The sequence below is a fragment of the Rhodoluna sp. genome, assembly GCF_044232805.1.
GTDB lineage: Bacteria > Actinomycetota > Actinomycetes > Actinomycetales > Microbacteriaceae > Rhodoluna.
The window spans coordinates 1-20,208 of the sequence record NZ_JBIILG010000018.1 but is presented as its reverse complement, the minus strand read 5'-3'; the positions used below and the strand labels follow the sequence as shown (position 1 = coordinate 20,208).

Here is a 20,208-nt window from a genome sequence, read left to right as displayed (position 1 = left end):
CTAAACATTCCAACCGGCATGCCTTTGCTGTACAAGCTGAATTCAAACTTCGAGCCCATGGTTAAAGGTGGAGAGTATCTAGACCCCGCAGCTGCAGCTGCCGGTCAGGCCGCTGTTGCTAATCAAGGAAAAAAGTAAAAAGTACTATTCGGTTTCGTGCCACTCGCCGGTAGTTAGGTAAGTGACCTTGCTCGAGATGTCTACGACGTGGTCGGCAAAACGTTCGAAGTAACGGCTCGCTAATGTCACGTCTACTGTAAACATTGCGTTTTCTTTCCAGTTGTCTGCCAAAACGACATCGAAGACACTGCGGTGCAGTTCGTCAACTCTCTCATCTTCGGCTTGAATAGCTCTAGCTAAGTCAACGTCGGCATTTTTCAAGACCTCAGTTAGCTTGTTGGCTAGTTGGATGTCTAGCGCACCCATCTCTTCGAATGTCTTTCGCAAAGAGTCTGGAACCGCGGAACCTGGATAGCGATACCTTGCGATAGAGGCAATGTGGCTTGCCAACGCACCCATGCGCTCAAGGCTCGCACTGATCCTAAGTGCCGAAACCAAAACTCTAAGGTCCCTGGCAACCGGAGACTGTAGTGCCAAAATTCGGATCACGAGTTCATCGAGGGCTAGCGCCTGTTCCTCATTGGAATCCGATAGAGCCAATGCTTCATCAGCTTGGGTGACGTCATTGGTCAAGAAAGCCTGAGTGGCTTTTTGAATGATTACGGCTACCGACTGAGAAATCTCAACCAGGCGCTCCTGAACCTCTTGGAGTTCGCTTTGAAATACCTGGCGCATGGTTAGTTCCCTTCTTGGCTTTACTTGATGAATATCCCACTCGTTGGTTAACGAGAGCCATATAAACACCAAACCCAATTCAAAATTACCGCTATTTCCTAGGTTTTTGGCACTTTGAGGGCTTTCGTGGGTCATATGGTTAACATTGTGAACAGTTTTGATGTCGTGGCAATCATTCTTGGTGGAGTCTTGGCTCTGGTGATTGGGTTAGTTATTGGCTGGTTCCTCGGAAGACAAAACAAGAGCGTTAGCGAATCTGAACCAGACTCATTCCCGGACCTAGTGGGCGACGTTTTAGAACTAATGGGTTCAGTGGGAATCGTTGTAGATGGATCGAGCAAAGTTGTTGGCACTAACAGCTGGGCCGAATCATTCGGTTTGGTTGCGCGTGGCTTCTTGGTTCATTCAGAACTAGTTGACTTAGTGAAGCGGGCCAGATCGGGATCGGAAATTGAATCGTTCGAGGGAATTTTGCGCGTTGGACTAGCACAGGAAAAAGTTTCGGTATCTGCCAAGTCCAAGTTGGTCGAAGGTGACTATGTGGTTCTCGTTCTAGAGGACAGAACCAGTGACATCAGGCTGGATAAGACCAGACGAGACTTTATTGAGAACATTTCCCATGAGCTAAAAACGCCAATTGGTGCCATCGCTCTGCTGTCAGAAGCAATCCAAGAAGCGGGAGATGACCGAGCTGCTGTATCAAAATTCGCAGCCAGTTTAAATAAAGAATCCAGCAGACTCACATTCTTGGTTCAGGACATCATCAAACTTTCCAGGCTTCAGTCTGAAGAGGTAATTGCTGACGCCGAGCTCATTGACCTCAATGAGGTGGTTGCTGATGCAATTGATCGCAACGAACAACTTGCGGCAAACCGAAAAATTCGATTGGTTTCTGAGCAGGCGCCGAAGCTGGAAGTTTTTGGCAATAAAGAAATGCTAATTACCGCAGTGAAGAATCTTGTTGAAAACGCCATCAGCTACTCAGAACCTGGAACCAGTGTTGGAATTGGTTGCAGCGCCAAGGAATCTATTGCTGAGATTACTGTCACTGACTCGGGTGCTGGGATTTCCCCAGAGAACCAGGAGCGAATCTTTGAGCGTTTCTATAGAGCCGATCCATCGAGATCTAGAGAAACCGGTGGTACTGGTCTTGGTCTTAGCATCGTGAAGCACGTCGCCAAGACTCACCGCGGGGAAATCAAGCTGTTCTCCCAGGTGGGTGTGGGATCTACCTTTACCCTTCGAGTTCCGCTGGCAACAGCCTCGGATCCGTCTACCGGAACCATCGACCTAGTTAGGGAAGGAAAGTAATGGCCAAAGTCTTGGTTGTTGAAGATGAGCAGTCCCTTCGGGAGGCACTGGTGTTTTTCCTCGAAAAAGAGGGCCACGATGTATCGGTCGCAGTAGATGGCGAAGAAGCAATAGAAGTCTTTGAGAAATCAGGCGCTGACATAATTTTGCTCGATCTCATGCTTCCAAAAATTGATGGCAACCAAGTTTGTAAACAGATCAGACAAAGTTCCAATGTTCCTATCATCATGCTCACAGCCAAAGACTCTGAAATTGACAAGATTGTTGGTCTGGAAATCGGAGCCGACGATTACATCACCAAGCCTTACTCAACCAGGGAGCTACTTGCAAGAATTAAAGCTGTCCTAAGAAGGCAAGTGGAGCCCCCGCTTACAATCGGGTCGGTATTGACTGCTGGTGAGCTTCGCTTGGATTCTGATCGTCACGTGGTTACCCTAAACGGAAATGCGCTAACTCTGCCACTCAAAGAGTTTGAACTCCTTGAGTTATTGATGGAGAACGTGAATCGCGTTTTGACCCGAGGTCAGATTATTGATCGCGTCTGGGGATCAAATTACTTTGGTGACACCAAGACCTTGGATGTTCACATCAAGAGACTGCGCTCAAAAGTTGAAGAAGATCCTGCTAGGCCAAAATACATCCAGACCGTTCGAGGCTTGGGTTACAAGCTCGAAGTTTAGTTCTCTTCGGATTCCTCTGGCTGCTGCTCCTCTAGCTGCTCAATTAGCATTTGGTACTCAGCTAGGGTTCCATCCAAAACTGGCACTTGGATAATTCCGCTGATACTCTCGCTCTCCAGCAAGAAAAATTTTGCAGTTTGACCTGGCACCTCAACAACCGGTAGCTCGAGCGCGGGATTACCGTTATAGCCAAAGTCAACCTTGGATCCAGCCGGTACATCAAAAAAGACATCTGTTCGCTCATCGGTTGCTGGGTCCACATACTGAAGTTTTACCTTCAAGTCTTTAGTTCCCGTGCTCACTAAGGAGCCAATCAAGAAGCCTCGACCACTATCACCCACCAGGTAGATAAAGTTGCGGGCCTTCACAGATTCAAGGTCAATTTGCTGGCCGTCGCTAGGAGAGTATGGGTCCAAAGAAGCCACGTTGCCGGTCAGGCTGCAGGCGCTCAAGCTCAGAGTCATGGCTGTGGCTGCCAAAGCGATTGTGATCCGACGAACTAGCAATGATCCTCCTAATTGGGCATTAGTTACTACTTTACGGCAGTAATAAAGGACCTAGCTGTGGTAAAATAGTGGTTTCTGAAGGGAATCCAACACATGAAGTTCGAGGTTGGCGAAACCGTCGTTTATCCACATCACGGCGCAGCAAAAATCGTAGAAGTTAAAAACCGAAACATCCGTGGCGCTACCCAAAAGTACCTTCAGCTGAAGGTTGCCCAGGGTGACCTAACAATCTGGGTCCCAGCCGCCAATGTTGAGATGGTGGGTGTTCGCGATGTAATCGACCGCAAGGGTGTTCAGCAGGTTTTCGATGTGTTGCGCGCTGAGTTCATTGAAGAGCCAACCAACTGGTCCAGAAGATACAAGGCCAACCTAGAAAAGCTAGCTTCCGGTGACGTAGTCAAGGTTTCAGAGGTTGTAAGAGATCTATGGAGAAGAGACCAGGACCGCGGACTCTCTGCTGGTGAAAAGCGCATGCTTGCTAAGGCCCGTCAGATTCTAGTTTCAGAGCTAGCTCTTGCTAAAAAGACCGACGAAGAAAAAGCCGGTGTCTTGCTAGACCAAGTTCTGGCTTCCTAGGAAAGCCCAGAACGATGACCCAACGCTCAGTAGCGGTGGTGCTACTAGCTGCAGGTAAGGGTGAGCGCCTAGGTGCTAAAGCCCCTAAAGCATTCGTTGAACTAGCCGGAAAATCACTTCTCGAACACAGCGTCTTCCGCGCGCTCGCAACCGAAAACCTCAAGCAGTTAATTATTGCTGTTCCAGAATCTCACCTAACCCAGACTCTTGAATTTGAAAAACAGCTTTCTAACCAAGGTGTAGATATTCGAGTTGTTGTCGGCGGGGCCACCAGGCAGCAATCTGTTTCTGAGTCTTTGGCGGTTCTTGGAGGCGGAATAGACATTGTCTTGGTTCACGACTCTGCCAGATCACTAGCTTCTACTGATTTGTTTAATCGAGTAGCGCAATCGGTTTTTGAAAACCAGATTGGCGTGATTCCAGCACTGCACGTTGCGGACACTATAAAAAGGTACAAAGGCGACGTTATTCAAGAAACAATCGAACGATCAGATCTGGTTCGTGCCCAGACACCACAGGGATTCCCAGCCAGTGTTTTGGTTGCAGCGCACGTTGGTGCAACGCAAGAATTTACTGATGATGCCGCACTTATTCAATCAATTGGCGGCACCGTCATGATGATCCCAGGCGAAGAGCAAGCCATGAAGATCACCACAGCCGAGGATTTCGAGCGAGCACAAACTTACCTTCTAGCTCACGCCAGAACCGGCATTGGTTCGGATGCCCATCGCTACAGCGAAGACAAGACCAAGACTCTCTATCTTGGAGGTTTGGAGTGGCCAGGGGAGCTAGCCCTTGAAGGTCACAGCGATGGCGATGTCATTTCTCATGCGATTGTTGACTCACTTTTGTCGGCTGCAAACCTTGGCGACATAGGGTCAAATTTTGGAGTAGACCGTCCTGAATATTCAGGCGCTTCAGGTGAAGTTTTCCTGAAGGCGACACTTGAGTTATTGAAAGATCAAGATTTTGAGCCAGTGAATGTTTCCGTGCAGCTAATTGGAAATCGACCGAAGCTTGCACCAAGAAGATTGGAAGTTGAAACTCATCTTGGGGCCATTATTGGCGCGCCGGTGAGCGTTTCGGCTACCACCACCGATGGCATGGGATTTTTAGGAAGCGACGAGGGATTGGCGGCTGTGGCCACCAGTTTGGTGCGAAAGGTAGGCTTGGGCTCGTGAACCTGAAGCTCTTTGATTCCAAAACCCAGTCTCTAAAGGACTTCGTGCCTTTAGAAAAGGGCAAGGTAGGAATCTACCTATGCGGACCAACGGTCCAGTCGATGCCTCATCTAGGTCACTTGCGTTCAGCCCTTGTTTACGATCAGCTAGTTCGCTGGTTCCAAACTCTTGGCAACGATGTCACGCTCATTCGAAATGTGACAGATATTGATGACAAGGTTTTGGATAACGCCAAGGCTGAAAAAAGATCCTGGTGGGGTCTAGCTTTTGAATGCGAACAGGCCTTCGCTAGCGCCTATCGCAAAATCAACATCGGAACCCCGAGCTATGAACCAAGAGCAACGGGCAACATCATGGAAATGATTGAGCTAATTCAGTTGCTAATTTCCAAGGGTCACGCTTACCAGGTCGAGAACTCAGCTGATGTTTTCTTTAGCGCCAGTAGCTGGAAAAGCTATGGCGAGCTTACGAATCAAGCCAAAGATGACCTAATTGCAGACGCTGAAGCCGATTCGAGAGGCAAGAAAGACCCTAGGGATTTTGCTCTTTGGAAAGCCCATAAAGACACTGAGCCACTGGATGCTTCCTGGGATTCACCGTTTGGAAGAGGCAGACCCGGCTGGCACATCGAATGCTCCGCAATGAGCGTGAAATACCTAGGCACTCAATTTGATATTCACGGCGGCGGTTTGGACCTTCGTTTTCCTCACCACGAAAATGAGCTTGCTCAATCCCGCGCTGCAGGACACGAGTTCGCGAACTACTGGCTCCACAATGGCCTCGTAAACGTCGCTGGCGCAAAAATGAGTAAGTCTGCCGGTAATTCGATTTTGGTAAGCGATGTACTAACTGACTCCAACGCTTTAGCGCTTCGTTACTACCTGGGTTCGGCCCACTACCGATCTGTTTTGGATTACAACGAAGGTGTGATTCAAGAAGCAGAAGCTGCCATTGAACGAATCGCTTCTTTCTTGCAACGTGCCGGACGCAAACTAGCTGAGAGCAAAACCCTTGAGGGCTCCACTTTGGCAGCTAGCTCGCTACCCAAGAAGTTTATTGATGCCATGAATGACGATCTCAATATGCCATCAGCCCTTGCAGTGCTGCACGAAACTGTGAGAGCCGGCAACTCTGCTTTGGATTCCGACAGCATGCAAGAGGCAGCTGAGGCATACTTTGCAGTACTGGGTATAGTGAACGTACTGAACATCAACCCGCTAGATGCGATTTGGCAATCGACGGAATCAGCGAATGAGGCTCTTTCGGCCCTGGACAAATTGGTTCAGTTGATGATTGAGCAAAGAAAACTAGCAAGAGACAGTAAAGACTTTGAAGCTTCTGATCGCATTCGCGATCAGCTCAAGATCGCTGGCATCATCCTCGAGGATGAAGCTGGCTCAACCAATTGGAGCCTAGGTGCCTAGCAAAGCTGCAAGACCAGGATCGGCTAAAGGCAAAAAGGGACCAAGTGTTGGTACTGGCGGCCATGGCCGCAAAAGACTCGAAGGAAAAGGCCCTACCCCTAAGGCCGAAGACCGCAAAGGCCACAAAGCCTTCCGCGCGAAAAAATCTGCCGATAAGAAAAAAGCCGCGGGAGTTCGAGTAGGTCGTAAAGGCGAGTTTGTAGCATCTGGGCCAAAAACTGCAGGTGTTGCAGGAGCTGCTGCCCGCAAGGGAAAGCGCATCACAAAGGCAACCGAGAGCTTCGAGGTTCTATCCGGTCGAAACTCAGTGCTGGAAGCCCTGCGAGCCAAAGTGCCCGCAACGACTTTGTATCTTGCCTCTCGAATTGAAATGGATGACAGGGTCAAAGAAGCTATCACCTTGGCTAATTTGCGAAAGATCCCAATCAGCGAAGTTACCCGTCCAGAAATTGATCGGCTAACCGGTTTTGATTCTGTGCACCAGGGAGTTGCACTACAAGTTCCGCCATACAACTACGCGCACCCAATGGAGCTGCTGGATAAAGTTCTATCGCGCGGTGCAACACCGCTGTTTGTTGCTCTTGATGGAATCACAGATCCAAGAAACCTCGGTGCGATCATTCGCTCTGTGGCAGCGTTTGGTGGCCATGGCGTTATCTTGCCGCAGCGCAGATCAACTGGAGTAACCGCATCTGCTTGGAAGACTTCAGCCGGTGCGGCGGCAAGAGTACCGGTTGCTCTAGCAGCGAATCTGAACGCGACGCTCAAGGAATTCAAGAAAAGAAAAGTATTTGTAGTTGGGTTAGATGGCGGGGGAGATATGTCGCTACCGAAATTCAACTTATCTAATGAACCATTGGTTCTAGTGGTTGGTTCAGAAGGAAAAGGCTTATCTCGATTGGTTCAGGAAAATTGTGATGCGGTTTTGTCTATCCCAATTGCAAAAGAAACCGAGTCTTTGAATGCCGGCATTGCAGCGTCGGTTGCTCTGTACGAAATTTCTAAATCGAGACCAAAACTTTAGCTCTCTTCCCGTTTTCCGAGATTGACGGCACTAGACGTTTTAGCAAGTGCTTTGGTCATGCCCACTAGTTAAGGCGCTCACCAGTATCGAGGTCGAAGATGTGCATGATTCCACCTTCTGGGTTGAGAAATACGGTCTCGCCCTTGTGCGGGTGGTCGCGTCCATCAACTCGAGCTACCAGCTCGATTTCTGCGCCATCGAGCTTGGCTCGACCGTAAAGGTACCCATCGGATCCAAGTTCCTCGACCACGTCAATCTCTACTGAGATTCCCTTGGAGTTTGAAACATCGATGTTTTCTGGTCGGATACCAAGAGTTACCTTCTTGGCCTTGGTCTTGGAAAGAATGTTGCTTGGAATCGAAACCACTGTGTTTCCAAACTTCACGCCTCCATCAACAACCTCGGCCTCAAGCAGGTTCATGGCTGGTGAGCCAATGAATCCAGCAACAAACACGTTCTTTGGAGCCTCGTAAAGCTCACGTGGGGTGGCAACTTGCTGCAGAACTCCATCTTTCAAAACCGCTACGCGGTCTCCCATGGTCATGGCTTCAACCTGGTCGTGGGTTACGTAAACAGTCGTGACTCCCAAGCGGCGCTGAAGCGATGCAATCTGAGTTCTGGTCTGAACACGAAGCTTGGCGTCCAAGTTAGATAGCGGCTCGTCCATCAGGAACACCTGAGGCTGACGAACAATTGCTCGTCCCATCGCTACTCGCTGGCGCTGACCACCGGAGAGAGCCTTCGGCTTTCTGTTTAGGTATGGTTCAAGATCCAATAACTTTGCTGCGTCAAGAACTCGTGCGGCTCTTTCTTCCTTAGCAACGCCCGCAATTTTGAGCGCAAAGCCCATATTTTCTGCCACAGTCATGTGTGGGTAGAGAGCATAGTTTTGGAAAACCATTGCTATGTCACGATCTTTTGGTGGAATGCTCGTTACATCTCGATCGCCGATGTAAACCTTGCCGCCGTTTACTTCTTCCAGACCTGCAAGCATTCGCAGAGTAGTTGACTTTCCGCAACCAGAAGGTCCAACTAGAACTAAGAACTCGCCATCGGCGATTTCTAGGTCTATTGAGTCAACTGCAGGGGTTGTTCCACCTGGATAGGTTCTGGTGGCCTTTTCGAATTTAACTGTTGCCATTGTGTTACTCCTTCACCGGCAGGTACGTGCCGGACGATCCTTTGTGAATTCACCATCGGAAGCCTCCTTTGGATAACTCAAGTATCCCACCAGAATCCAAGGCAGCCACAATTAGCTGAGCTCAGAATCGTCCTGTAAACTACCACAATGACCTCAAATGCCCCCAGACCTACCAGATCAGAACAACGGGAAGCTGCTCGCGCCAAGGCTAAAGCCATGCGGGAACAACAAAAGAAGGGCGATAAGCGAAACCGCGTCCTCATCCAGATAGGTATCGTTACCTCTGTTTTGGTCGCCTCCGGTGCCATTGCATTCACGGTGTTCTCAGCCAGCACCCAGTCACAGGCCGTTCCGGTCAACGCAAGCTTTAATGACGGCGTAAAAGTCGGAAGTGGCTTGCAGGTTTATACCCCAGAATTCACTCCACCAATGAACCAGCCCGACCCAGTGGAGATTATTATCTACATCGATTACCAATGTCCAATTTGTGCAATCTTTGAACTTCCTAACTCGGAACAGCTAGAAAACTGGGTTTCCACTGGCGCTGCAACATTGGAGCTCCACCCGCTATCTTTCCTAGATGGCCGTGGCTCACCAAACGCCTTTTCTTCCAGAGCAGCTAACGCTTCTTTGTGTGTAGCTGATTACTCACCAGATAATTTCTTCTCATACAACACCAGGCTGTTCCAATCCCAACCGGCTGAAGGTGCAAGTGGACCAGAAAATTCCGAATTGATAGCCTTTGCGCAAGAAGTTGGTGTTACTAACACCGAAGAAGTCAGTAACTGCATCAACACCAAAATGTTTGGATCGTTTATAAAGGATGCAACCGAACGGGCCCTTTCTGAGCCAATTCCTGGAACCGACCAGAGCGTGACTGGTACCCCGGCAATTTTTGTTAATGGTCAGCAATACACCTGGACGACTGGTGATGAATTAGCAAGTCCTGCTCGCTTTGCACAGTTCATTCAGTTGATAACGGCTGAAGCGACCGAATAACCTCTCCAGCTCAGATTTGGCAGTAGCTGGTAGTAGCCTTTCTCCAATTTTGTCTTGATTTTCGCATTACTTGCTCTGAACTGATATGCTGTCTGAGGAAGTACGGGGGTGCCCGCCTTCTACGTAGCTTTCGAGCTGCAGGCCGACCTGGCGCAATTGGTAGCGCACCGCACTTGTAATGCGGGGGTTAGGGGTTCAAGTCCCCTGGTCGGCCCCAGAACTACCTCTGACTATATAGCCATCAATAAAAGCGTGATTAGTGGAGCAACAATCAATGCCGGCAACATGTTGCCAACAGCAACTTGACGCAGTTGCAGCAATCTAAGGCCGACTCCAAGAAGTAAAACCCCGCCAGTTGCCGTTAGCGCTGAGATTATTGGTGCTGAAACCACCGCACCCACCGAGAAGGCCAGCACTGTTATCAAGCCTTGCCAGAGCCCAACCGGTATTGCCGATAAAGCAACACCCCAACCCAAGCTTGCGGCGAAGGCTAGCGAGGCAAAGGCGTCAAGGATTGATTTAGTTGCTAGCTGTTCAATTCCCTGACCCAGTCCGTCACTCAAGGCTCCAAGAATGGCTAGTGGGCCGATAGTAAAGACCAATGAAGCGTTCACAAAGCCCGTGATGAATTTCTCCTTTGAGTCCTTAGTTCCTTTACCAGCAAATCTCTTTTGCAATGATGTGCCCAGTTGCTCAAGCCGCTGCTCAATTTTGAGAGCTGACCCGATGATCCCGCCGATAAGGATCGCACCGATAACTACCAACAACGGGATACCTGGACCCACAGCCGATATGAACTCCGCATCAAGAAGTGAGATTACATTCAGTCCACCAAGGACCAAGACCACAAGACCCAGGCCATCCGTCACCACTCGTGAAGTCTTCTCACTCAGGCGATTACCAACTAAGACACCAATGACTGTGCCAACAATTATTGCCACAACGTTTATAAGTGTTCCAAGACCAATGATCATTTAGTTTGATTCTTCAAACGTGATGCTCACTGAGTTGATGCAATAGCGATCTCCGGTTGGAGTCTGGGGGGCATCTTCAAAGACATGACCTAGGTGCGAGCCGCAGGCTCGGCATCTAACTTCAGTTCGCACTGTTCCAAAACTTCTATCTTCTAAAAGCTCGACAGCGTCATCTGCTTTTGGTTCATAGAAACTTGGCCAGCCGCAATGCGACTCAAACTTGGTAGTGCTTCGGAAAAGCTCTGCCTGGCATCCGCGACAGCGGAAGATTCCGGTGCGGTGCTCGTTTAGCAACTCTCCGGTGAAAGCACGTTCGGTGCCTGCCTCGCGAAGCACCTGGTACTCAAACTCGCTTAGTTCCTCGCGCCACTGCTGGTCTGACTTCCTTATTGGGTAGTCCATATCCAGTTTCCTTTCCTAGGCCCCAAGTGCCAATATAGAAGCTCATCGCCCATTCTCATAAAGGCAACCATGCAAGACAAAGTGCAGGAAAAGGCCGATACCAACCTTGGTATCGGGGGAAAGCACCTTGCCCCAAAAAATGCCATGGATTACATTCGGTCATTTATGACCCTGACAGCCATTTCCGGGCTGCTGGCATTCGGGGGACTAATGGGTCTTCGGATCGCAGATTTGAGCGTAATGATGCCAGATTTGCCTTTTGTCCCTCAGGTTCAGGTGTCTGTTATCGACGGAACTGATACCGACATTGCGGCGGTAGTTGGGGAAGAACTGACCCAGGAAGGCTGGAACATTGTTTCCACCGCCAGCTTGGCTGATACCGACCCAGGCTCTCCAACATCAGCAAACACCTTGGTTTTTATCACCGATGAGGGCTTTCGCGATGAGGCAGAAGGGTTGGTAGCCAGGTTCCCAGGATCAATTATTGCTGTCTCTGACCAGTTCCCGGACCCCATAACGGTTGTAGTAGGTCTGGACTACCTCGACTAGTTGAGCCGATTTCGGTCCAAAAAATTACTTGACTTTATTGGCCCAATCAAGGCTAGAGTAGTAAACGGTCGTAGAAAAAGCCCTAGCTTCATAAGCTTTCGGTTTAGTAATGCATTCCTGGATCCCCCGGTTTGGAAGCGACTCGGTTAGATCTATTGGTCGAAGCCGCATTCAAACTAGGCAACAGGAGATACAAATGGCACAAGGAACCGTAAAGTGGTTCAACGCTGAGAAGGGCTTCGGCTTTATTACTCAGGACGGTGGAGCGGACGTATTCGTTCACTTCTCAGCTATCCAGGGTGATGGCTACAAGGAGCTCAAGGAGAACCAGCGCGTTGAGTTCGAAGTAAAGAACGGCGACAAAGGCCCTCAGGCCGACGCCGTGAACCTAATCTAGGACCACCTAGACTTCAAGGGAAAGCCGCTGCCTTTAGGGGTAGCGGCTTTTCTCATGCCCTGCCCACTTGCACTCTCAGCATTAGAGTGCCAAAATTGAGTTAGCACTCAAACAAATAGAGTGCTAATCCTTATACCAACTTCGGGAGAAACCCAAAAATGGCAAAAATTATCACTTTCAATGAAGAAGCCCGCCGTGGCTTAGAGCGCGGACTAAACATCCTCGCAGACACCGTGAAGGTCACCCTTGGCCCACGTGGACGTAACGTCGTTCTTGAGAAAAAGTGGGGAGCACCCACCATTACCAATGACGGTGTTTCAATTGCTAAGGAGATCGAACTAGAAGACCCACTCGAAAGAATTGGTGCGGAGCTAGTTAAAGAAGTTGCTAAGAAGACAGATGACGTAGCCGGAGACGGAACTACCACTGCAACTGTTTTGGCTCAGGCACTAGTTCGCGAAGGACTTCGCAACGTAGCAGCTGGAGCAGATCCAATTACGCTAAAGCGCGGAATTGAAAAAGCTGTTGAGGCAGTTATCAAGGAGCTTGTGGCAAACGCTAAGCCAGTTGAGACCAAAGAGCAGATTGCTGCAACCGCATCTATTTCCGCAGGCGACCCTGTAATCGGTGAGCTAATCGCTGAAGCAATTGACAAGGTTGGCCGCGAGGGTGTTGTAACTGTTGAAGAGTCAAACACTTTTGGAATCGAATTACAGCTAACTGAAGGTATGAGATTCGACAAGGGTTACGTTTCCGCATACATGGTTACTGATCCAGAGCGTCAGGAAGCAGTTCTAGAGGATGCTTACGTGCTAATCGTGAACTCCAAGATCTCAAACATCAAGGATGTTCTTCCTGTTGTTGACAAGGTAATCCAGGCTGGAAAGCCGCTTCTTGTTATCGCAGAAGACATCGAAGGCGAAGCACTAGCTACCCTGATCGTGAACAAGATTCGTGGAATCTTCAAGTCTGTTGCCGTCAAGGCTCCTGGCTTTGGTGATCGTCGCAAGGCTATGTTGCAAGACATCGCAATCTTGACCGGTGGCCAGGTTATCTCTGAAGAGGTAGGCCTAAAGCTAGAAAACACCGACCTAACTATGCTTGGACGCGCTCGCAAGATCGTTGTCACCAAGGACGAGACCACAATCGTTGAAGGTGCTGGAGACAAAGACCAGATCGCTGGCCGAGTCGAGCAGATCCGTCGCGAAATCGAAGCCACTGACTCTGACTACGACCGCGAGAAGCTGCAGGAGCGCCTAGCCAAGCTTTCCGGTGGAGTTGCAGTTATCAAAGCTGGAGCCGCAACCGAGGTTGAGCTAAAAGAGCGCAAGCACCGCATCGAAGATGCAGTTCGTAACGCCAAGGCTGCTGTTGAAGAAGGAATTGTTGCTGGTGGTGGCGTTGCGCTACTGCAGGCTGGCAAGACTGCATTCGAGAAGCTAAAGCTCAAAGGTGATGAGGCAACCGGAGCGAACATCGTTCGTGTTGCAATCTCCGCTCCTTTGAAGCAGATTGCGATTAACGCAGGACTTGAGCCAGGCGTTGTTGCTGACAAGGTTGAAAACCTACCTTCTGGGCACGGCCTAAACGCCGCAACCGGAGAGTATGTTGACATGCTTGCCGCTGGCATCAATGACCCAGTTAAGGTAACTCGTTCAGCATTGCAAAATGCTGCATCGATTGCGGGTCTATTCCTAACTACCGAAGCGGTAGTTGCGGAGAAGCCAGAGCCTGCTGCTCCAATGCCACAAGGTGGCGGCGAAGGCATGGGCTTCTAACCCAAAAACAACCTTTGGTTGGCGTACTCAATCTCGCGGTATTGATTAGCTGCGAAAGAAAGAGCCACACCAATCTCAGAGAGCTGAGTATCAACTGCGCCTGCAGTGGTTCGCCAGCGATTAGCTAAAGCTTGAAATGATTCGGCTGCGGCTCCTCGCCACGAACCCTGCAGGCTTTGCAGTTGGTTGTGTAGAGAAGCAACCTCCGCCTGGACCCTGGAAATCGTTGCATTGATCTGACCGGTGGCTGCGAGCACCTGCTCGCTATCTACTTGGAATTGCGCCATTTTGACCCTTTCTTAGGGCCCTAGATTAGGCAGAAATAGGCTCTGATAAGGCTCGGCAATACAAGTTGTGTAAAAGTGACTAGACCCAGTTGTGTCTGGCGGGTAGCTTCACCCGGAAGGTAGCCCCACCCTGTGGGGTATCTCGAACCTCAATGCGGCCTTTGTGTAAAAGCACGATCTCTTTCACGATGGCAAGACCAAGACCAGTTCCACCGGTTTCTCTGTTTCTAGAATTATCAGCTCGGTAGAAGCGCTCAAAGACTTTGTCTCGCAGTTGCTTTGGAATACCGTCACCGTGATCAATGACCTCTATGGTGATTTCGTCCTCGGTCTTTTGACCGATGGCAATTTCGATAGAAGAGTTATTTGCGCTAAAGCGCTTGGCGTTTTCTATGAGGTTTACAAGCACCTGTCGGATTTGGCTCTCGTTTATCTCCGCAAAGATTTTTTCATCCTTTGGTAACTTAGCTCCGCTTAGAGTCAACACCGAGAAACTCAGCTTCTTGTCTGCCGATGACCCACTCTTGATTACTGATTGAATCAGCTCAATCATGTCTACCTTCTTGGCATCAAGCTGTTGGTTCTCATCTAATCGGGCCAAGGTCAATAATGATTCCACTAGCGAAGACATTCGAATTGCCTCAGACTCGATTCGAAGCATCGCTTCTTGGACCTCTGATTCTTTTTTCAGCGCACCCTTTCGGTATAGCTCGGCATAACCACGAACTGAAACCAGGGGAGTGCGAAGCTCGTGGGAAGCATCCGCAACGAAGCGTCGCATCTGGCCCAAAGTCTTGTTTCTAGAAGAAACCGAATCCTCGAGAGAGTCGAGCATTGTGTTCAGGCTTCTATTCAGTCGTGCGATCTCAGTTTTACCCGGACGCTCAATCAGCCTTTGAGAAAGATCTCCAGAGGCGACGAGCTGGGCGGTTCGCTCAACTTCTCGCAGAGGTCTTAGGGCCTGGGCGATTGTGAGCCAGATACTCAGACCGCTAAGTCCCAGCAGCAAGAAACCAAAACCCCCGCCGATAGCCCGGTATTGGCGAAGCAGTTCAAGGTTGGTGCTGTTCGGCAGGGCTACAACAACCGAGCCTTCAAAGTCCCTGAATGGCTGGGCTACCACGCGCCAGCTGTCGTGCTCGTCAATGGTCACTTCCCCCAAAGTGCCATTCTCGTCTAAATCAAAAGGCACTCCAGCCGTTCGGAACACGGCATCCAAATCCAGCGCCTCAAGATCGGGAAGCTCTATGTCAGAAGCGTCTGTGGCCATGATGCGATAAATCGTCTCGCCTCGAGCGTCAAGCACGGAAATCAAATAATCACTTGGCAATCTCGGCAAGGTGAGTCTTTTGGCATTTAGCCGAGACTCAATCTCGGCAGGGTTTTGTTGCGACAGAATCGATGCTGTCGCCGACAAGAGGTTGTCGGTGTTTTGCTGGAGGTAGGCTCGCAAAACCGAGACAGTTCCAAAACTTGAAACTAGAAGTAGCAGTCCAATGATTGCAACAGATAGTCCGGTTAGCTTACTTCGAAGAGAAACCTTTTCCCAGGCAATTGCTAACCGTGATGGCATTAGTCATATTTCTTATAGATGTAACCAACGCCGCGCTTTGTTTGAATCAGCGACCTTGAGCTAATTGGATCAATTTTCTTTCGAAGGTAGGAAACATAAGATTCAACAATTCCCATGTCACCATTGAAGTCATATTCCCAAACGTGATCAAGAATTTGCGCTTTGGTTAAAACGCGATCCGCGTTCATAACCAGGAAGCGAAGCAACTTGTATTCGGTTGGAGAAAGATCAACTAGTGTTCCCTCAACACTGACCTCGTGAGCATCTTGGTTTATGACAACGGGACCGGCGTCGATAACTGCAGGTTCTGCGTCGGAAGATTTGGTTCGCCGAAGAATTGCTTGAATTCTTGCAACTACTTCGTCGAGGCTAAATGGCTTGGTGAGGTAGTCATCGCCGCCAACGGTTAATCCGGTGATCTTGTCTTCAACTTCATCGCGTGCGGTTAGAAAAAGAATGGGTGCTTGAATTCCGGCTGAGCGCAGCTTTTTAGTAACACTGAAGCCGTTCATATCCGGAAGCATTACATCCAGCAAGATGATGTCTGGCTCTGACGCGGTAACTGCCGCTACAGCGGCGGTGCCATTGGCAGCGGTTTGGATATCGAAGCCGGCAAATCGCAGGCTGGTGGCAAGCAAGTCTCTGATGTTTGGTTCGTCGTCGACTATTAGCACTCGGGTTTTCGTCATGGCTCAAGTGTCTCAGTTTTGTCTGAAAGAAACCTGAGAGTTAGTTGAGTGCCTCAGATGCTTGAAACATCAAGGATTTTGTAGCTATAGCCCTGCTCCGCAAGGAAGCGCTGGCGGTTTTGGGCGAAATCCTGGTCCACGGTGTCCCTGGCAATAAGGGTGTAAAACGAAGCGGTACGACCATCAGCCTTCGGGCGCAGCAGCCTACCCAGTCGCTGAGCTTCCTCTTGTCTGGAACCATAGGATCCTGAGATTTGGATGGCTACCGATGCTTCCGGTAGGTCAACGGAGAAATTGGCAACTTTAGAAACCACCAGAGTGGGCTCTGTTCCATCGCGGAATGCTTGAAACAAACGCTCTCTTTCATTGACCGGTGTTTCACCGGTGATTTTTGGAACACCCAGCAAGGTTGCTACCTCATCGATCTGATCCAAGTACTGACCAATAACTAAAGTTGGCTCACCACGGTGTATTTCCAAAAGTTTCTGGATGACAGGAATCTTCACTTCGGAAGTTGCTGCCAATCGGTAGCGCTCGTCTTGTTCTGCAATTGCGTAGTTCAATCTTTCATCTTCTGGAAGATCAACTCTGATCTCAAAACATTCTGCGGGGGCAATGTATCCTTCGGATTCAATTTTTTTCCATGGCGCATCAAAGCGCTTGGGTCCGATCAAAGAAAAGACGTCTCCTTCTTTTCCATCTTCTCGAACTAGTGTTGCCGTAAGCCCCAATCTTCTCCTTGCTTGAAGATCGGCGGTCATTTTAAAAATAGGGGCTGGAAGTAAATGAACTTCGTCGTAAATAATTAGACCCCAGTCTTTGGCATTTAGTAATGCCAGGTGGGCGTACTCACCTTTGCGCTTTGCGGTAAGAATTTGATAACTCGCAATCGTAACTGGCTTTACCTGCTTGACTGACCCGGAGTATTCTCCGATCTCTTCTTCTGTGAGTGTTGTGCGCTTTAGTAGTTCTGCTCGCCATTGCCTGGCTGCAACGGTGTTGGTGACCAAAATCAAAGTGTTGGTTTTTGCTCTGGCCATAGCGGCTGCTCCAACAATGGTTTTACCCGCACCGCAGGGCAACACCACAACGCCCGAACCACCGTCCCAGAATTTGCTGACAGCATTGCTCTGGTAGTCGCGGATTGCCCAATCTTTTTCGGCAAGAGCAATTTCGTGAGGTGTGCCAGGGGTGTACCCAGCCAAATCATCAGCCGGCCACCCCAGCTTGAGAAGCTCTTGCTTGAGAGCCCCTCTGGCAAAAGCAAGCACCTCGAAGGTATCCTCGGAGAGCCTAGATCCCAGTAATGCTGATATTTTTGACCCCCTGGAAGCCTCCAGCAAGATAGCCGGCGAGGAGCAGGTAAGAAGCAGTTGCCCTTCTGTATCCCTTCGAATCACCAGTTTTCCGTAGCGATCCATGGTCTCTTGAATATCCACTCGAACCGAGGAGGGAATAGCGAACTTGGCGTACTTGTCTAGAACTCCAAGGACATAGTCACTGTCGTGGCCTGCGGCCCGAGCGTTCCATAAGCCAAGCTTGGTGATTCGATAGGTGTGAATGTGCTCAGGAGCTCGTTCCAATTCAGCAAAGATTGCTAGATCATGTCGGGCATCAGGTGCTGCTGGGTGGTTTACCTCTAGTAGTGCTGTTTTATCACTTTGAACAATTAGCGGACCTTCGCTCATAGCTAGCCAATCACAATCGAAGTAATCGCAGACACCGGAAGAGTTCTCTCGATATCAGCCTTGCGGTCTCTGGCTCGCAATCTGCCATTTGCTAAACCAATGGGTTCTAGAACAAAGTTCATAACTTTACCGTTGGCATTAATCTCAACCAACAAGATACTTTTTGAAGCCAAGGCCAGTTGAATCTTACGATCAACATCTGATTCTGGAGCTTGGTCTGCAATTTCAAGATCTTGTTTTCTAAGTCTTATTAGCTGGTCTTGAAACATTGCAGCGTGAGAACTGTTTTTGTGAATAGCCGAAGGAGCAATTACCTTGCCGGCTTCATCGACTCGAATAGCCAGATAGCCGTTTTCTCGAAGAGCATGATACAAAGTCTCGGGATCCAGCATTGAAACAATCGCACCCTCAGATTTTCTAAACCCATAGGCTTTCAGCTTGGAGTCCATAAGAATTTGGGTAGCTAGCAGTTCGTCAGTTGAAATCAAAATTGACCCAGTCTTGTTGGCCGAGATTTTTAGTCGGCCAAACCTTGATGCGGTTTCGGAAATAAGGTAATCAACCGGTTGCGGCAGGGCTGCTGCCGAGAGCTTTTCAAGAAGGGCTCGTATCTGTTTTTCGCTCAAGCCTTCTTCTAGCCCACAACTAATGCTCAGCGGAGAAATCCGATACCCGGTGGCTAGCCCAATGTTCTCGGTGTCAGTGAACTTGCGAAGCTCTATCTCGATTGAGCTGGCTAGGGGACCCGGGGCAATAATGGACAGGTCTGCCTGAACAATGATGCGTTCTTGCTGAGCCGGAAGCCTTTGCTCTAGGGCCTTGGTTGCAACCGCCACCTTGCCAGCTAGAACGCTGGAAAGCCAGCTGGCGGCGAAACCTTTTACTGACAACCCGATGGCATCGGCAAGCTCAGTAACCCGCCCGATTCGAGAATGGGCGGAAGAGTTAACTAGCGGAAAGCTAGATCCCACCAGCTCGTTCAACGACTTAGTTGGATTCTGGGCGAGCTGAAGTGCTAACTCTTTCGAGCCGGATGCACCCAAGATAGCTAGAAAGGCGTTTACCAAGATGTGCCAGCGGCTTTTGGCATCTGAGCTGATCCAGTTATCTGCCAGGTCTGTTGGATGGAAGCGTTTTTCCGAAATTGCTACCACCCCGGAAACTTTTGCGAGTTCAAGTATGGCTTTTACGTACTCTTTGGATTTTCCTAGGTGGCTGGAAAGCCTCTTGACATCTGGCAGACCCATAGAGCCCCTAGAAACTTCTCGAACAAAGTGTTGATCGAGGCTAAAGATCAATTCTGTTGTTGACTGCATCGCTTCAAATGCATGGATGCCACAATCTCTATCGATTGATTCTTGATCGGGGGCATTAATTGGCTCGGTCACCACGCGAAGCGATGCGGTTCTTGGATTTTCTCTTAGGCGCTCGGCCAGCCAGTCGTAAACCACTGGCTCTTGTGAGCTCCAAACCAAAAGATCACTCGCCAGAAAACTAACCTGCTCTTTGGAGACTTTTTCCTGGGCTAGCAGGGATCGAAGTGAACTAATCTCTGAATTTGAAAGACTTGAAACAAGCAGTGCTTGTGATTTTGGAGTGAGGACAGCTTGGGCCAGATCAAAGAAATCTTTGAACTCTGAAAGCGATAGTGATCGCTCGTGAACCAAAATACTCAGGGCTGAGTCCTCTGCAGATCTCAGGGCTAGAGCTAACCGGTATAGATCACTCACTGCTTGTTTTCGCGCCCTTTCCGTCTAACTGAAAGAAACAACAGGAATAGGACAAGCAAGAACCCAATGGGCAGAGCTATAAGAGGTATCTGGGCAAAAAGGGCCAGATTAGTGCTCTCTCCAAAGAAGCTTCGGACCAGGGTAATGACTATAGATAGTAAAGAAAGACCAATAATCCCAGCTCCCATGTAAGCAAGCACAGTCTCCAGCCGGGAAGGTCCAGAAGGCTTGGATTTAGTCATCCTTCTAGGATACCCCTGAAGGCAGGGCATTATTCGGGCAGTAGTTTTTAGGGGGTCGCCCTTGGTAAAATGAAAAACCCTGAGAAAGAGGTAGTCATGCCAACCGGCAAAGTGAAATTCTTCGATGAAGAAAAAGGCTTCGGTTTCATCGCATCCGATGAAGGCCAAGAGGTCTTTTTACACATCAGCGCACTCCTAGACGGAGTGACTCAGGTAACCCCTGGCACCAGGGTTGAATTCGGCATTGTCGATGAAAAAAGGA

The 20,208-nt window shown here is 49.5% G+C and carries 21 protein-coding genes, 1 tRNA gene and 1 pseudogene; 13 read left to right on the top strand and 10 right to left on the bottom strand.

The window, feature by feature from the left end:
• Nucleotides 1–138, top strand: a pseudogene (locus AC9UES_RS03935) (phosphoglyceromutase); the annotation flags it as partial.
• Between the two features lie 6 nt (nucleotides 139–144).
• Here the strand turns inward: AC9UES_RS03935 and phoU are convergent.
• A complete protein-coding gene (phoU, locus tag AC9UES_RS03930; RefSeq protein ID WP_509526997.1) occupies nucleotides 145–795 on the bottom strand; it encodes a phosphate signaling complex protein PhoU in 651 nt (216 codons plus the stop codon).
• 135 nt (nucleotides 796–930) lie between these two features.
• Between phoU and AC9UES_RS03925 the strand changes: the two genes are divergently transcribed.
• A complete protein-coding gene (locus AC9UES_RS03925) occupies nucleotides 931–2,106 on the top strand; it encodes a sensor histidine kinase (RefSeq protein ID WP_509526995.1) in 1,176 nt (391 codons plus the stop codon).
• Complete coding sequence (locus AC9UES_RS03920) at nucleotides 2,106–2,786, top strand: response regulator transcription factor (RefSeq protein ID WP_509526994.1); 681 nt, start codon at nucleotides 2,106–2,108, stop codon at nucleotides 2,784–2,786. Before AC9UES_RS03925 ends, AC9UES_RS03920 begins: the two co-directional genes overlap by 1 nt.
• On the opposite strand, the gene AC9UES_RS03915 is transcribed toward AC9UES_RS03920, so the two are convergent.
• Nucleotides 2,783–3,292, bottom strand: coding sequence for a hypothetical protein (locus AC9UES_RS03915; protein WP_509526993.1), 510 nt, complete (start codon nucleotides 3,290–3,292; stop codon nucleotides 2,783–2,785). The genes AC9UES_RS03920 and AC9UES_RS03915 overlap by 4 nt on opposite strands.
• Nucleotides 3,293–3,385: 93 nt before the next feature.
• Between AC9UES_RS03915 and AC9UES_RS03910 the strand changes: the two genes are divergently transcribed.
• Genes AC9UES_RS03910 through rlmB form a run of 4 tightly spaced genes read left to right on the top strand, consistent with a single transcriptional unit; the run spans nucleotide 3,386 to nucleotide 7,497 of the window.
• Nucleotides 3,386–3,868: a CarD family transcriptional regulator gene (locus AC9UES_RS03910; protein WP_509524849.1), complete on the top strand. Its 483-nt coding sequence runs from the start codon at nucleotides 3,386–3,388 to the stop codon at nucleotides 3,866–3,868.
• Nucleotides 3,869–3,882: 14 nt separating this feature from the next.
• A complete protein-coding gene (ispD, locus tag AC9UES_RS03905; RefSeq protein ID WP_509526992.1) occupies nucleotides 3,883–5,049 on the top strand; it encodes a 2-C-methyl-D-erythritol 4-phosphate cytidylyltransferase in 1,167 nt (388 codons plus the stop codon).
• Nucleotides 5,046–6,473, top strand: coding sequence for a cysteine--tRNA ligase (cysS, locus tag AC9UES_RS03900; protein ID WP_509526991.1), 1,428 nt, complete (start codon nucleotides 5,046–5,048; stop codon nucleotides 6,471–6,473). Before ispD ends, cysS begins: the two co-directional genes overlap by 4 nt.
• Nucleotides 6,466–7,497: a 23S rRNA (guanosine(2251)-2'-O)-methyltransferase RlmB gene (rlmB, locus tag AC9UES_RS03895; RefSeq protein WP_509524842.1), complete on the top strand. Its 1,032-nt coding sequence runs from the start codon at nucleotides 6,466–6,468 to the stop codon at nucleotides 7,495–7,497. Before cysS ends, rlmB begins: the two co-directional genes overlap by 8 nt.
• Before the next feature lie 64 nt (nucleotides 7,498–7,561).
• On the opposite strand, the gene AC9UES_RS03890 is transcribed toward rlmB, so the two are convergent.
• Nucleotides 7,562–8,638 carry an ABC transporter ATP-binding protein gene (locus tag AC9UES_RS03890; RefSeq protein ID WP_509526990.1) on the bottom strand — a complete coding sequence of 359 codons (1,077 nt, stop codon included), beginning with the start codon at nucleotides 8,636–8,638 and terminating at the stop codon, nucleotides 7,562–7,564.
• Nucleotides 8,639–8,785: 147 nt separating this feature from the next.
• Here AC9UES_RS03890 and AC9UES_RS03885 point away from each other — a divergent pair, with 147 nt between their 5' ends.
• Together AC9UES_RS03885 and AC9UES_RS03880 are read left to right on the top strand one after the other, a co-directional pair.
• On the top strand, nucleotides 8,786–9,637 hold the full coding sequence (locus AC9UES_RS03885) for a DsbA family protein (protein WP_509526989.1): 852 nt from the start codon (nucleotides 8,786–8,788) through the stop codon (nucleotides 9,635–9,637).
• A 141-nt stretch (nucleotides 9,638–9,778) separates the two neighbouring features.
• Nucleotides 9,779–9,854: transfer RNA gene (locus AC9UES_RS03880), tRNA-Thr, on the top strand.
• Nucleotides 9,855–9,867: 13 nt separating this feature from the next.
• Here AC9UES_RS03880 and AC9UES_RS03875 read toward each other — a convergent pair.
• Nucleotides 9,868–10,611 (bottom strand): DUF554 family protein, encoded by a 744-nt coding sequence (locus AC9UES_RS03875; RefSeq protein ID WP_509526988.1) that lies wholly within the window; start codon nucleotides 10,609–10,611, stop codon nucleotides 9,868–9,870.
• A complete protein-coding gene (msrB, locus tag AC9UES_RS03870) occupies nucleotides 10,612–11,013 on the bottom strand; it encodes a peptide-methionine (R)-S-oxide reductase MsrB (RefSeq protein WP_509526987.1) in 402 nt (133 codons plus the stop codon).
• 69 nt (nucleotides 11,014–11,082) lie between these two features.
• On the opposite strand from msrB, the gene AC9UES_RS03865 reads away from it, so the two are divergent.
• From AC9UES_RS03865 to groL, 3 genes are all read left to right on the top strand, one after another.
• Complete coding sequence (locus AC9UES_RS03865) at nucleotides 11,083–11,562, top strand: LytR C-terminal domain-containing protein (protein ID WP_509526986.1); 480 nt, start codon at nucleotides 11,083–11,085, stop codon at nucleotides 11,560–11,562.
• A gap of 196 nt (nucleotides 11,563–11,758) precedes the next feature.
• A complete protein-coding gene (locus AC9UES_RS03860) occupies nucleotides 11,759–11,959 on the top strand; it encodes a cold-shock protein (RefSeq protein WP_509524820.1) in 201 nt (66 codons plus the stop codon).
• Nucleotides 11,960–12,117: 158 nt separating this feature from the next.
• Nucleotides 12,118–13,737: a chaperonin GroEL gene (gene groL, locus AC9UES_RS03855; RefSeq protein WP_509526985.1), complete on the top strand. Its 1,620-nt coding sequence runs from the start codon at nucleotides 12,118–12,120 to the stop codon at nucleotides 13,735–13,737.
• Here the strand turns inward: groL and AC9UES_RS03850 are convergent.
• From AC9UES_RS03850 to AC9UES_RS03830, 5 genes are all read right to left on the bottom strand, one after another.
• Complete coding sequence (locus AC9UES_RS03850) at nucleotides 13,734–14,024, bottom strand: WXG100 family type VII secretion target (protein ID WP_509526984.1); 291 nt, start codon at nucleotides 14,022–14,024, stop codon at nucleotides 13,734–13,736. The genes groL and AC9UES_RS03850 overlap by 4 nt on opposite strands.
• Before the next feature lie 79 nt (nucleotides 14,025–14,103).
• Nucleotides 14,104–15,597, bottom strand: coding sequence for a sensor histidine kinase (locus tag AC9UES_RS03845; RefSeq protein ID WP_509526983.1), 1,494 nt, complete (start codon nucleotides 15,595–15,597; stop codon nucleotides 14,104–14,106).
• Nucleotides 15,597–16,286 carry a response regulator transcription factor gene (locus AC9UES_RS03840; protein WP_509526982.1) on the bottom strand — a complete coding sequence of 230 codons (690 nt, stop codon included), beginning with the start codon at nucleotides 16,284–16,286 and terminating at the stop codon, nucleotides 15,597–15,599. Before AC9UES_RS03840 ends, AC9UES_RS03845 begins: the two co-directional genes overlap by 1 nt.
• Nucleotides 16,287–16,339: 53 nt before the next feature.
• Nucleotides 16,340–17,974 (bottom strand): DNA repair helicase XPB, encoded by a 1,635-nt coding sequence (locus tag AC9UES_RS03835; RefSeq protein ID WP_509526981.1) that lies wholly within the window; start codon nucleotides 17,972–17,974, stop codon nucleotides 16,340–16,342.
• 2 nt (nucleotides 17,975–17,976) lie between these two features.
• On the bottom strand, nucleotides 17,977–19,704 hold the full coding sequence (locus AC9UES_RS03830; RefSeq protein WP_509526980.1) for a helicase-associated domain-containing protein: 1,728 nt from the start codon (nucleotides 19,702–19,704) through the stop codon (nucleotides 17,977–17,979).
• Between the two features lie 338 nt (nucleotides 19,705–20,042).
• On the opposite strand from AC9UES_RS03830, the gene AC9UES_RS03825 reads away from it, so the two are divergent.
• The coding region (locus AC9UES_RS03825) for a cold-shock protein (RefSeq protein WP_509526996.1) at nucleotides 20,043–20,208 on the top strand (166 nt) is incomplete at its 3' end.